The following is a 13,862-nucleotide window of genomic DNA, read 5'->3' on the forward strand; positions in this document are numbered from 1 at the left end:
TCTATTAGTTCAAGTTAATATCACCTGCCATTTTCTCAGCCAACGCTTTTTGCTTCTCATCAGAAGATAATTCTCCACGAATGATTTTCTCAGCGATTTCTAAAGAGATTGCAGCAACCTGATTTTTCAATTCAGCAATTGCAGCAACTTTCTCTGTGTTGATAGTTGCACGAGCGGACTCAACAATTTTGTTTGCTTCTGATTTTGCTTCAGCTTTCGCTTTCTCAACCATTCCAGTAGCAACTTCTTTTGCATCTTTCACGATTGCATCACGCTCTGCTCTAGCTTCTTTCAATAAGTTTTCATTCGAAGCCTGTAAAGCAAGCATTTCTGCTTTTGTTCTATCAGCCAACTCCAATGCGTCTGTAATTTTTTGCTCACGCGCATTAACAGAAGTCAAAATTGGCTTCCAAATGAATTTCGTTAAAATTACAAGCAACAAAACGAACACTAAGCCCGTCCAAAAAAGCAATCCTAAATCTGGTGTAATTAATTTCATTTTATCTTTTTTATTTTTCCAATCCAAATTAAAGGCTTGTCGCAACCAACCGTTGCAACAAGCCTTTTAAATTCAATTACTTAGGATCTAGACCTAGTAGACCTACTACTACTCCAAATAAAGCAACACCTTCGATTAACGCTGCTGCGATAATCATAGCTGTTTGAATTTTTCCTGAAGCTTCAGGTTGGCGAGCGATTGCGTCCATTGCTGAACCACCGATTTTACCAATTCCAAGTCCTGCTCCTAGAACTGCAATACCAGCTCCAATCGCTGCGATACTTCCTGTCATCATAGCTATATATGTATTAAAAAATTACTAATTAATGGTGTGCTTCTTCAACAGCGGCACCGATAAACAATGCAGACAACATTGCAAACAAGAATGCTTGTAAGAATGCTACCAACAACTCTAAAACAGAGATAAACAAAGCCATAGGAACGGACAATCCTCCCCAAGCTGCACTCTGATTAATAAAAATAATTGAAACCAATGCCAATACAATGATGTGACCCGCAGTCATATTTGCAAACAAACGAACCATCAAGGCAAAAGGTTTTGTCAAAATACCAACTAACTCAATTGGAATCATAATAATCAACAAAGGCTTTGGAACACCTGGCATTGCAAAAATATGCAACCAATAGTTTTTGTTTGCTGAAAAAACAGTCACTAACAAAGTACAAACTGCCAAGAACAATGTAACTGTAATGTTACCAGTCAAATTCGCTCCTCCAGGAAGGAATGGAACCAAACCAAGTAAGTTGTTGATAAAAATAAAGAAGAAAATTGTCAACAAGTATGGAACATATTTTTGGTATTTGTGGTGATCAATGTTTGCTTTAGCGATATCATCACGAACCATTACGATTAAAACTTCCAAGTATTTTGCCAATCCTTTTGGAGCAACTGGACCATTCTTTTTGTAGAAGCGAGCCACATTACTCATGATTAACAAAATCAAAATAGCTCCCATAAACAAAGATAGGACGTTTTTAGTTATTGAAAAATCGAATGGCAATTCAGCATTAACGACCTTACCCGCATTAATTTCCAAGGCATTACTATTATTCAACTTGTAAATCTCTTCTTCAAACATCGCATACCCAGCAGCTGGGCCAACACCCAACACATAACCAACTTCTTTTTTAGCGCTTGTATCTTGAACTGACTTATGCTCTCCGTGATAAAAATGTTTGGAAGAAAACGTTTTCAATCCACCATCAATCAAAATAACAGGAAGATAGACAGAAACCGCATCATGGTGACCACCCCACAAATGCCATTCATGCGCATCAGAAACGTGGTGCATGATCATTTCCCCAACATTAAACTCCTTTTTTTCTTCAGAACCATGCTCCGAAGCAAATGAAGTTGAAAAAATGAGTATTCCTACTAGGAAAGAGAAAAATCGTTTTGCACTGAAACTTAATGACATCGCTTATTTTTATTTAGTATAAAACCCTAAATTTTGGCGCAAAGGTAGTGAATCTTTCAGAAACACCAAGAAAAAAATCAGAAACAAATACATTTTTACCACATTCGTGGCACGAAAAAAAATCTGTGGCAAAAAAAATGATTTCCAGAGGCTTGTTTTATGCGCAACAGACAAATGAACATATACAAAACATCTCCCATCAATCTCCTGAAAAAGCGGTGAAATTCCAGTCACTAGATTTAAAAAAAAATCACAGTTATGTAACTAATTTTAGATTTAACATGCCTGCCTTTGAAGAACCAAAATTAGTATTAATAGTATCTCAAATCAGATTTCAAAACAAGCAAATAGCTTGCATCAAAAGGAATAAAAGACAACTCAGAACCCTTTACAGGAAAGTGTTGTTCGCAATATCGCAAACTTGCAACTTGAACCGAAAATTTAAGATTTTCTGACTTTCAACAACATCCAAGTAGCTTGAGCGAAAAGCATAACTAGGAAGAAACTCATAAAGTACCAAACAAATTCCTTGAACGATTCCTTCCAAACATATTTTACAATAAGCACGAAAAACATTACAAAAATCATTTGAATAGCCGTTCCCAAAATAAATCGTTGTGCTTGAGACTCAGCTGTTGACTTAGCACCAGACATCATGATAGCGGTACTTGAGAAGAAAATCACTAACAATCCAACAATACCTACCAGCTGATTCTTTGGAATTTCCCAATTCCACTTTAAACCAACAAGTACCAAATAAACCAATGCAATTATTATTAATGTTGAAAATGCTCCAATTCGTTTATTCATCTTCTTTTTCTTTAGATATACTGATTACTTCCTTAATTATTAAATACATGGCGCCAACTACTCCAGTAAGTGTACAAATCAAGGTATACATATTCCCATTGGGATTATACTTCTTATCGAGCCAAACACCTAAAAAGGCAGCAGCGGCAATAATAGCTCCCATTTGAATGGCAGCACTACTAAATCGAACGTAGTTTTTGATTTGTTTTTTTGGCTTCTCGTCCATTTCAATCTTATTTGAATCAATACTTCTCATCGAAGAACAACTGGTACTCATCCAGTTTGCCTGATTCAAATAAGGTAAGCAAATTTTTCTCAGAAATGAACAAAATTTTCAATTTTTGCATATCCAATAAATGATTTCTGGTCCGTTTATACATTGCAACATACGATGCAGCCTCATATTCATCTTTAAATTGCTTCATGAGGATTACATTGTCTTGCTTGAACACTTTCGACGTGACATTCAACTTAAGCTTACCGTAATACTCCTTGTTGAAATCAACAACCCGTGTTTTAGCAACTACATTGTTGATTTTATCTGTTAAAAAGACAAGAACGAGCATCGTTTCACCTTCAACGTATTTATAAATGCTCTTATCCTCAAAATCAGCCTTTTCATTTGCTGAATAACCATTTAAGATGATGTTCTTCATCTCTTTGGCTTTATCCGCTTCAGGTGTTTTTGGATAAAGGGCAATCAGAGTATCCAAAGTTGGTAAAACAACTCGTTTATCTTCATTCATTTTGGCTTGAGCCATTGCTTTTAATAAGATATACTTGCTTCGATACGGATTATCCTGTTCCTCTGCAATCACGATATTCGCTTTCTGAATAACTGGGTAGAACAAACCTCTTTCGTAGCGATCCAAATCTGTCAAGTATGCCTCTTGGGTTAATTTCTCGCGTTCTTTCTTCTTGATAAAATAATCAGGATCTCTTAAATAACCAGCATAATCAGAGGTTGGATAATTAATTAAGATAAAATCTTTTTGTTCGATAGCAATTGGATCGTCTGGATTGTGCAACTTATAAATTTGATATGCAGCCATCAATTTCATATCACTTTCAAATTCCTTACTCAACATGGTGCGGTATTGTTTTTCAGCAAGGGCAGCTTCATTTAATTGCTCATTATAAATACCACCAGCATCAAAATAAGCATTCATCATGCGAGAACGAGAAGCTTGTAAAGCAGAATCAGATAAAGGTAATTTAGCAACTAACATTTCTGGTGTTAAAGAATCTAATGCCGTGCTTGCATTATCTTCGACTTTAGCCGTAGAAGAACTATCTCCTTCATCAGTAAAACTTGCAAATACTACTTTCTCGGATCTTCTCCAATCATCTTCATTATTGCGCTGACCCCATTGCTTTCTAAACTCTTCAAATCCTTCTGCTTTCGCTTTATCGTTATTCCAATAAAACTTATTTCCATTTCCATTCGAAGGTTTCTTATTTTGAACGTCTTGAAGAGCAGCTAATCGAATAGCATCTTGCCTTTTACGTTCCTCATCATCTTTCTTCATTTTGGCAATAACACCTTCAGCGAAAGCAAGTTGATCGGACGGAGACAAGCTAGCAACACGTTGAACACTATCTTCGTATTGCGCAATCTCAAGCGCATTTACTAAGCTTTGTAATTTGGAAGCTTTATTCTTAACTCCCTCATAATTCGGATAATTTTCTGGAATAACCTTCGCACAACTATCGTAGTATTTTTGAGCACTCAAATAATCTTTCTTCGCGAAGGTAATATCACCCAATTTCTCATAAGCCATCCCTTTCTGACGAGCATTTGATATAGAATAAAGTGCTGAACGCGTGTAATTTCCTTTTGCATTCTCTTCCATTCCATCTTGCTGATCCATTTTCGCCAAGGTATAGTAAATCTGATCTTTGAATTCACCATTCTTTGTATCGCGTAGCATTTTTTTCAAATTCTTACGCACTTTCTCACCACCCGCATTCAAGGCATTTTTCAGAGTTGCATTAAAACTCATTTCATACCCTGCGTTGTATTTTCTAACTCGTCCGTAATAATAGGACGCTTGGGGACGATCACCTTTTTTCTCAAATAATTGACCCAAGATAAAATTGATTCTTGCCTTATCTTTCGATTTTTTGGCAAATTCCAATGCTTTAGTCAATGCTTTTATTTCTCCCTCTACATCTTTTTTATTTTCACAAAAAATAGCTCTGGTAATAAAAACATCGTATCTCAACTTCTTCGGAAAAGGTGCTGGTTCTTTCTCTTTTTCCTTTTTAGTCTTCTTTTTACTTTTTTTCTTGCTGGATTTAGATGATTTAGATCCTTTTTCACTCTTAGAATCTCCACTACTGAGCTTTTCTACCTCTTTCTCCAGATTGGTAATTGCGAAATTTGCTTCTGTGAATTTACCTTGTTCCATGTAAGTTCTGGCCATCCACATTTCAGCAATGTATGCTGATTTATCTGTAGAAAAGAATTTTTTCGTGTATTCAAAATTCTTAAAAGCTACGTCGTAATCTCTTCTGTAATAATTGGCAATTCCGATTGTAATCCAATTCTCATCAATCCATCTATTGTGCTCATCTTTTTTAGAAGCTGGCTTTTCCATGGAAGGCATTGCATGTCGTTGAATTACTTTTGTACACTTTGCAATGGCTGTATCGATTGGGGAATACATGTTTTTCACTTCTTCCTCACTAGGTAATTGCAGAACAGGAAGAACCTCGTAATAATCTTCTTTTTGATTTTCCTGATAGGTTTTCATAGCACCTTCCAACAAATCATTGGCATTGAAATAGCCATTATAATGCGCAGTGGTTCCGTGATATGCTCTGCTAAGCATTGTATTCTTCTCAGTAGAACATGCCCATACTAAGGAAATAATTCCCAAATAAATCCAAATATGTAATTTCTTCATTCGAATGAAAAATCTTGCGCTGATGTGATTAACGATTAACTAAGAAAAGGCAAATATATTGTTTTGTTTATCAAATCAATTCCAAATCCGGTAATTAGATGCTGGATTGTGTTAAAAAAGAGAGCTGGTAAATACTTCTAGCTTATATCTCCACAGTTCAAAACCGACCAAAAAACACAGATAGACATGTGTCTATTTGACCAGTATAAACAAGAGGTACAGATATTTTACAATCATAAATCTATTCAGGGTTTCAAGGTTGGCTCATTATCTCCATACTTCTGATGAACTTCCAAAATTTGCTTGGCATCATTGGCATCTATCCCCAAACTATCTGCAATTTCCTTAGCCCGCAACACTTGATCGACGGTCAGTCCAGTGCTATCCATTTCACTATGTAATGCATTCTTCAAGAAAATAGTACTTTCTCCCAATGCAGGGACTGTTTTCGTCGAAACATCTTTTACGGGTTCATAAAGTAGAGAGTTGGCTTTTGTTTTCTCTGGAAAAAAATTACTTTTCTCATCGTAAGATTCAATAAGCACTAATAAAATACTGACAATGTAAAGCGATTTAATCGTTGCAAAGAGGACACCCAAAAATTTATTCAATGGTGATAATTGAACTACTTTGATCATCTTTTCGATCATTTTTCCTCCAAAAAAAATCATTGCTCCAACAGCCAAAAAAGTGAGTGTAAATGCAACAACAGGAAGGTATTCAGAGTTCCAATCAAATGTTGATTTGAGCCAATTTGCCGTGTAATCGGAGAAGTGAATCCCTACATAAATTCCCACGAGAATAGCCAACAAGGTAAACAACTCAATAACGAATCCGTGTTTAAAACCTTTGTAGGCTCCGTAAGAAATGGGAATTAGAATCAAAATGTCTAAAAAATTCATGTCCCAAAATTGGGAAAATCAGAATGAAAGAATTCAGATGAATATAAAAGATACAAACGAACCATTGTTTATTGAGCAACTTGACTTATTTTCTCACGCAGATTCAATGGATTTACGCAGATATCATTTGAAACCTTTGCGTTCTCTTCTTATTCGCGGTAAAATTCTCACACGGTTTTAAACGCAAAGAGTGCAAGGGCGCAAAGTACCAGACACAAAAAAACCGATCATTTCTGACCGGTTTCAACTACTATTAAGACTGAGTAATATCAAAAGCTTCGCTTTCGCTTACCCCATATTAGTAAATATCTGCTGAATATCGTCATCATCGTCAAATTTATCCATCATTTTTTCGATGTCAACTAATTGCTCTTCCGTGAATTCAACAGGAGTTGTTGGGAAACGCTCCAAATTCGATTTAAGAACTGCAATTCCTCTTTCTTCCAAAGCAGAACTAAGTGTTCCGAAAGCGGTGTAATCTCCATAAATAAAAATGCGATCTTCCGTTGCCTCGATTTCTTCACAACCAGCATCAATCAATTCCAATTCTAATTCCTCTGGATCTATAGCTCCTGTATTCTCTAGTTCGAAAACAGATTTCCGATCGAACATAAATTCCAATTGTCCGTTTGGAACAACTCCTCCACCCGCTCTATTGAAATACGATTTTACGTTTGCAACTGTGCGTGTCGGATTATCGGTAGCACATTCCACATAAACTAAAACGCCGTGGGGTCCCTTTCCTTCATAATCCACTTGTGCAAATGATGCAATATCTTTTTGATTTGCTCTTTTGACTGCAGCTTCAATATTGTCTTTCGGCATATTCTCTGCCTTTGCATTTTGAATAGCAGTGCGCAGTTTGGCATTCGTAGCCGGATCTTGTCCACCTTCTTTTGCAGCCATTGTTATAGCTTTGCCTAGTTTAGGAAACAATTTTGACATTTTTCCCCAACGTTTTTCTTTAGCTGCTCTTCTGTATTCAAATGCTCTTCCCATTTCTGATAGTTTATATTCTGGCAAAAATAATTAAAATGTTCAAAGAGGTCAATCGGTTCATACAAAGTTCAAAGAGTTGCTGAAAAACTACTGAACTAAATCAAGGTACCCTCGACTCCGCTCAGCCATCTTGATTTTGAAAATACCAGATTTATCAAGATTTGAACTTTTGAACATCATTAAACCATTTGAACAAACTCTCAAAAAGTTAATATATTTACAAAATGAAGCTCAAAACGCTGCTTTTCATTCTGTTTAATTGGAGTATTTTGTCCGCAATCGGTCAGAATGAATCTTTTCATAGACCCAATTTTCAGACAAAAACAAGTTTGGTATATTATTATTTTTGGGAGGAAGACATCGATGGTAGCATTGTCCCTTCTACGCTTTTTACTCCTTTTAGCTTGAACAGAGTTATTTTGATTGACACATTGAAATCATCTAAAAAATGTGTGATTGCTGACAGTATTTTGAGACAAGAGATCTTAAAAATAGGGCGGAATTTTAGTCATAAAAGTCAGTACAGCAAAAAACTTCATGGTGGGAAGCTTGTTTTCAATGCTATTTATGCAGAGAATCCACAAGTAGTGGTTTATATCAAAAAGGATGGTCGATGGAAGAGTTCTATTTCAAACTTGGTGCTACATTTTGAATCTTCCCAAAATGACAAAATTTTCTACCGATCTTCTGGAAACACCATTTACCTTCAAAAGAACAAAAGCGTTTCCATTCAAAACAATACCTATCGCGTAGTCTCCTACTTTAATCCAGATAATTCAGGTGGAAAACGTGAAAACCCTTATTTTCAGCATGTTTTTGCATTCACAGGAGAAGAAATCAGTGAGGAAATTAGCCAAAATTTAGAACAAAAAGCAAAACGTTACTTGGTTTTTGTGAATGGATACCGCGGTCCTAAGTACGATAGTCATGAAAGTAGAAATGAGGTTTACACGAATGATCGAACGAACTATTGGTTTAAAATTGACGACCGATTCATTCAGCGACTAAAACCCGACACCACTTTTTATTTGGATGGCAGCTTTTCTGTTAAAACTTCCAATCATGCTTCTAAACTAAAATTCGGATGGAGTTATATTCGCTCAGTAAACGCACGATCTTCCAAACGGAAATATCTGTGTTTAAACCAAAAATGCAACCCCGAAGGATTTGATTATAGGTATTCGAAAGGAATTTTGGTTGGGAAGGCTTTTTTGAATGAATTGCATAACACTCCGAAAAGTTATTTGACAAAAGACACCATTGACATCGTTTGTCATAGCATGGGATACGCTTATACCCTAGGATTTTTAGAAACCATCAAAGAGTCTATCATTCTTGGAAAGTTTTATCTCATTGCACCCGAAAATGCGGGGTATAAGGGATTGGATTGGAACAAATTTGAGGAAGTTTGGCAATATGGCTCAAACCTAGGGCTATCAACTGCAGATGCACTTCGTTATCAAGATGGAGTTGCACCACAAACAGCAGTTTGGGGAATTGAAGCTCAAAAATCGGCTCATGTAGGTCGTATATTTTCACCTGAAAACTGGCCAAACAAACACTTTGTACACTCGCATATGATCTATAGTTATGATTGGATTTTTGATCGTATTCAGAAGGGGCAAGCTGGATATATTCATTAGATATTAAGACTTATTAACTAGCCCTAGTATCCTAATGTCTTAATATCCTGATGTCCTTTCATCCTAAATAACTAATTTTATGGCATGGATTACGCATTAGAATTACGTTACCAAAATCTTGCTAAACAAATGGAGCCTGAATTTGGTCCAGGGTTAGACTTACAAGCTATTCTGTTCTTAATTGGAGTGGAAGAATTGGGTCTTGGATATAAAATTTTCAAGAAACACGAGAAAACGGATCTGATGCACGTTGCTATTTGCACGCTATTGGAACCTTATGGATACTACGAATTCAAGGGAAGAGATCCAGAAAACTGGCCTCATTTTGAGTTTATCAAGGAACTTCCGCCATTGAGTGAATTAGAGCAACAAGCATTTATGAAGGAAGCTATTTTGGAGTACTTTGAGCACCATGGCTATTCCACCAAAAATGTACAACCTTAGTTTAGGCAATAGTAAAGAGGCACTAGTGAATCGTTAATTCTGGAGGTAATCACCGGCTACTAATCACTAATACCTATTGCCTAATCACTTATTACTATATTTGTTCCACATTAAATAAAAACTATGGATTTTTGGGTTCGCGCAGCTCAGCTGATATTATCACTTTCTTTTCTAATTGTAATCCATGAATTTGGCCATTATTTGCCCGCAAAATGGTTCAATACCCGAGTGGAGAAATTCTACTTGTTCTTTAATCCTTATTTCTCTGTTTTTAAGAAAAAAATTGGAGAAACAGAATGGGGATTGGGTTGGATTCCATTAGGTGGATATGTAAAAATTGCTGGAATGGTGGATGAATCCATGGATACAGAGCAATTGGCTCAACCAGCACAACCTTGGGAATTCCGTTCAAAACCTGCCTGGCAACGATTGATTATTATGTTGGGTGGAATTATCGTCAATGTAGTAGTTGGTTTCCTGATTTATATTATGGTCATATTTGTTTGGGGAGAGGAAAAAGTAGACCACAACAAATTGCAAAACGGTATTGCTGTTCATCCATACTTTGAGCAATTTGGGTTTCAATCTGGAGATAAAGTTTTATCTGTTAACGGAGAAAAGGCAGATGAGTTGAATAAACTCGGAATGGAGATCATGATATTCGGAAAGACTCATTTCAAGGTTCAACATAAAGACGGAAAAATTCAAACGATTAATCTCCCTGAAGACATTGGAAACAAAATGTGGGAAAACAATGCCGAAGCTGCTTTTAGTTTCCGCTACTTCAATGAAGGAATTGACAGTGTTATTCCTAAATCTGCAGCTGAGAGAATTGGCTTGAAAAAAGGAGATAAAATAGTTGGTATTAACGGAAATAAATTTGTGTTTTTTGATGAAATCACCACTTCAATTTATAAAAACAGAGGTAAAAAATGTGAGCTAGAGATTCAATCTGGAGATTCAATTCGCTCTAAAGAAGTGAAAATAGCCAAGGATGGTAAATTAGGCTTCTATCCGAAATTATTAAATGTAAGTACTGATACAAATGCGATCTATACACAACATTACTCTTTGGGAGAAAGCTTTGGATCAGGAATTAGCAAAGGATACAAAAGTTTGTATGCGAATCTTGCTCAATTTAAGTATGTGTTTTCTAAAAAAGGCGCTAATTCAATTGGTGGAGTTGGTTCGATTGGAAAATTATTCCCACCAACATGGAACTGGCAAGCATTCTGGACACTAACTGCTTTCCTTTCGATGATGCTTGCAATCATGAACTTATTGCCAATTCCAGCTTTGGATGGCGGGCATGTGATGTTCCTCTTGTATGAAATAATTACAGGACGCACACCAGGTCAGAAATTTATGGAATACGCGCAATATGTTGGATTCTTTTTATTACTGGGGCTTATTCTCTATGCGAATGGAAAAGACCTCATTGGTGCATTCACGAATTAAAAATCACGAAATACATGAACGGTGGCATAAGTCGAAAGATTTGTGCCATTTTTGTAAAAAAAATAAACACATGAAACACTTAATAGCATCCATTTTATTTCTAGCAACAATTGGAGTTGCTTCTGCCCAAACGAAAGGACATGTTTCCTACGCATTAGATTTTTCTAGCGACAACCCAGAAATGGCAATGGCAATTTCCATGATGCAAGGTTCTACTATGGAAATGTATTTTATGCCTAAAAAATCGCGTATTGAAATGTCTATGGGAACATTCATCAAGATGAATACGGTAATGGACGCAAAAGCAGACAAAGGATTGCTTTTAATGGAAATGATGGGAAATAAAACTGCAACTCAAACGAAAATATCAGAAGTAAAAGCAGAAGAAAAGAAACCTGAAATCAAAGTAGAAGTAACTACCGAAACAAAAGAGATTATTGGATTTAAATGTACTAAAACAATTCTCCGAGATGCTGAAGGAAAAGAAACAATCATGTGGATTGCTACAGATTTAAAAGCAGATTTGAAAGGACATCAGCAATTTGGAAACGCCCCAATTTCAGGTATTCCATTGGAATTCTCTACATCTGTTAATGGAATGACCATTCACTTCGTAGCTTCAAAATTTGAAGGCAGTGTTGAAAAAAGCGTGTTTAGTACGAAAGTTCCTGAAGGATATAAAATTGTTACAGAAGACGAACTTAAAATGATGGGTGGAGGACAATAGTCTGAATTTATTCAAAAAATTAAACCCCGATTCCGTATATACGAGATCGGGGTTTTTTATCATAATAATTCACCAGACAAGCTGAACAAAACCTTGCTTCTCCACTAATTTTGATTCTGTCTTTGAATCAAAATAAATGGTATAAAAATAAACCCCTTCTGAAAAACTATTGTCTGGATACCACAAAGGATTCTCCCCGACCTTCAAGCTCCCACTATAAGAAAACACAGTATTACCCCAACGGTTGAGAATAACAATCTCCACTTTTACAGCTTGATTAATCGTAATCTCGAAAAAATCATTGATTCCGTCTCCGTTCGGAGTGAAAATATTTGGGAGATCAACAATCAAAGAATCGTAAACCAACACGCTGTGAAAAGCGGTATCGGCACATGAAGGATCATTTTGCCAAACTATCAATTCTATTTCATAAACACCCGATGAATCAAAAACCACATGGGGCTGCCCACCGGTTGAAGAACCATTCAAGAACCATTCAAACTGTGTAAAGGCTTGAGAAGTATTTGTGATATCGATCACTAATGGTGCCACCCCAGTAGCTGGTGAAAGCTCAAAATCAGCCACTGTAGGATTCACTTCTAAAACGAAAATCACCGTATCAGGACTCTGACAGCCGTGAGAATCCACAATATAAAAACTGTGGTTTCCAGCACTCAGGTTCTGAAACTGTCCGTGATAATTTGTCTCACCACCAATCAAAGTGTAGGTATACCCGAAATTCGATGCCGCTGAAAAAACCACACTACCGGTATTCGTTCCGCACACAGATGGTGTAATGACACTATTTCCAGGATCTATTTCCGGAAACACCGTTACATGTAAAGGCCTGGAAACAAAACAACTGTCGTTATTATAGATCTTTACCGTATAAAACATACTTGAATCTGCCGAAAAAACAGGATTCGGGCAATCCGAGCAACTCAAACCCGTTGCCGGATACCATTCATAAACCACCCCGCCCTCAACATGCAGAGGCAATTGTGTACCATAGCATATTGTTGTATCTTTTGGAACAGAGACAGTGAAAGTATCGCATACCGGAGTATAAGTAAGAATACCCGCAAGGACGGGATTTGTAAAGTGTCCTGAAATAGAAGGAGGTAGTTCGTGTATACAGCTAAAATAAAACGAATTGCCATTCATCATGGTTTGAACATTAGCCAGAGCATCCGTGCTGTCCATGACCAAATCGGGAGTATCATCATCCAGCCCTTCCAATACGCCATTTGAATAACGAAAATGACCGCGCACTCCTGAAGCATAGTAACCAAAAGAACTGAGGTCTTCACCTGCAATTTTTCCTAAATAATTACTATTAAAAGCAACTGAAGAAGCATCTCCATTCATGAAATTCATTATTCCTCCAACTATTGAAAATCCTACACCATCCGTATGAGAATAAGGAGACAACTCCAAAGACTGACCCGAAGGAATCTCCATATTTAAGTCAGTGTCTGCAGTGTTGAGCACCAAAGAATATGCTACCGGATCACTGGAAGCATCCAAACATTCAATGACCAGATAGTAATTGATCATTCCTGATTTCCAATCTTTAGGTGGTATGTAGAACTCAATGAAATCCGTACCATTACATTGAAAATCAAAGGGGATTATATGAACAGCGAAACTTTCCGGATAACTTCCATGGAAATTTGGGCCTAATTTGGGGCTTATCCGTGTTTCTGTCGTAAACCAGGCAGACTCTCCGTTTATTTCCACAGCATTCGCTTCAAAAGCTTCAAGATTGGTAGTGTCGAAGAAAATATATTCAAGTCCAATCAAATAAACATTACCAATATCCATGCAGGTAGAGCAATCAAAATAAATGCGGTCCGAAAAACCACCGCTTGTTCCTCCTGTTCCCCAGCCCAAACCAACTACCGAACCGCGAATAACATTTGAAATAACTTGATTTTGCTGGGAATACAAAGAAAGGGAAAGCAGCATACAAAAGCTGATGCTGCAAACCCTAAATCCATCTTTGATATATCTCAGCAAGTCAATCATTCTA

General features: G+C 36.7%; 13 protein-coding genes. 4 read left to right on the forward strand and 9 right to left on the reverse strand.

Features of this window, described 5'->3' with window-relative positions; translation table 11 throughout:
* Window positions 1–4 precede the first annotated feature (4 nt).
* From FLUTA_RS05810 to FLUTA_RS05855, 8 genes are all read right to left on the reverse strand, one after another.
* Window positions 5–499 carry a F0F1 ATP synthase subunit B gene (locus tag FLUTA_RS05810; protein ID WP_013685927.1) on the reverse strand — a complete coding sequence of 165 codons (495 nt, stop codon included), beginning with the start codon at window positions 497–499 and terminating at the stop codon, window positions 5–7.
* Window positions 500–575: 76 nt separating this feature from the next.
* A complete protein-coding gene (atpE, locus tag FLUTA_RS05815; protein ID WP_043023667.1) occupies window positions 576–791 on the reverse strand; it encodes an ATP synthase F0 subunit C in 216 nt (71 codons plus the stop codon).
* Between the two features lie 31 nt (window positions 792–822).
* Window positions 823–1,938 carry a F0F1 ATP synthase subunit A gene (gene atpB, locus FLUTA_RS05820; protein WP_013685929.1) on the reverse strand — a complete coding sequence of 372 codons (1,116 nt, stop codon included), beginning with the start codon at window positions 1,936–1,938 and terminating at the stop codon, window positions 823–825.
* 441 nt (window positions 1,939–2,379) lie between these two features.
* Window positions 2,380–2,748 (reverse strand): hypothetical protein, encoded by a 369-nt coding sequence (locus FLUTA_RS05830; protein ID WP_013685930.1) that lies wholly within the window; start codon window positions 2,746–2,748, stop codon window positions 2,380–2,382.
* On the reverse strand, window positions 2,741–2,974 hold the full coding sequence (locus FLUTA_RS05835; protein ID WP_013685931.1) for an AtpZ/AtpI family protein: 234 nt from the start codon (window positions 2,972–2,974) through the stop codon (window positions 2,741–2,743). The genes FLUTA_RS05830 and FLUTA_RS05835 overlap by 8 nt, the downstream gene beginning before the upstream one ends.
* A 16-nt stretch (window positions 2,975–2,990) precedes the next feature.
* Window positions 2,991–5,657 (reverse strand): type IX secretion system periplasmic lipoprotein PorW/SprE, encoded by a 2,667-nt coding sequence (gene porW, locus FLUTA_RS05840; protein WP_013685932.1) that lies wholly within the window; start codon window positions 5,655–5,657, stop codon window positions 2,991–2,993.
* Between the two features lie 245 nt (window positions 5,658–5,902).
* A complete protein-coding gene (locus FLUTA_RS05845; RefSeq protein ID WP_013685933.1) occupies window positions 5,903–6,559 on the reverse strand; it encodes a CvpA family protein in 657 nt (218 codons plus the stop codon).
* A 288-nt stretch (window positions 6,560–6,847) separates the two neighbouring features.
* Window positions 6,848–7,558, reverse strand: coding sequence for a YebC/PmpR family DNA-binding transcriptional regulator (locus FLUTA_RS05855; RefSeq protein ID WP_013685934.1), 711 nt, complete (start codon window positions 7,556–7,558; stop codon window positions 6,848–6,850).
* A 224-nt stretch (window positions 7,559–7,782) separates the two neighbouring features.
* Between FLUTA_RS05855 and FLUTA_RS05860 the strand changes: the two genes are divergently transcribed.
* The 4 genes from FLUTA_RS05860 (at window position 7,783) to FLUTA_RS05875 (ending at window position 11,830) form a co-directional block, all read left to right on the forward strand.
* Window positions 7,783–9,201 carry a hypothetical protein gene (locus FLUTA_RS05860; RefSeq protein ID WP_013685935.1) on the forward strand — a complete coding sequence of 473 codons (1,419 nt, stop codon included), beginning with the start codon at window positions 7,783–7,785 and terminating at the stop codon, window positions 9,199–9,201.
* Between the two features lie 84 nt (window positions 9,202–9,285).
* The gene (locus FLUTA_RS05865) at window positions 9,286–9,645 is read left to right on the forward strand and encodes a hypothetical protein (RefSeq protein WP_013685936.1); all 360 of its coding nucleotides are present in this window, start codon (window positions 9,286–9,288) and stop codon (window positions 9,643–9,645) included.
* Window positions 9,646–9,768: 123 nt separating this feature from the next.
* On the forward strand, window positions 9,769–11,103 hold the full coding sequence (rseP, locus tag FLUTA_RS05870; RefSeq protein ID WP_013685937.1) for an RIP metalloprotease RseP: 1,335 nt from the start codon (window positions 9,769–9,771) through the stop codon (window positions 11,101–11,103).
* Window positions 11,104–11,173: 70 nt separating this feature from the next.
* Window positions 11,174–11,830, forward strand: coding sequence for a hypothetical protein (locus FLUTA_RS05875; RefSeq protein ID WP_013685938.1), 657 nt, complete (start codon window positions 11,174–11,176; stop codon window positions 11,828–11,830).
* 69 nt (window positions 11,831–11,899) lie between these two features.
* Here FLUTA_RS05875 and FLUTA_RS05880 read toward each other — a convergent pair whose 3' ends face one another.
* A complete protein-coding gene (locus FLUTA_RS05880) occupies window positions 11,900–13,858 on the reverse strand; it encodes a T9SS type B sorting domain-containing protein (RefSeq protein WP_013685939.1) in 1,959 nt (652 codons plus the stop codon).
* Between the last annotated feature and the right edge of the window lie 4 nt (window positions 13,859–13,862).

Origin of the sequence: Fluviicola taffensis DSM 16823 (assembly GCF_000194605.1) — a bacterium.
Classification (GTDB): domain Bacteria; phylum Bacteroidota; class Bacteroidia; order Flavobacteriales_D; family Crocinitomicaceae; genus Fluviicola; species Fluviicola taffensis.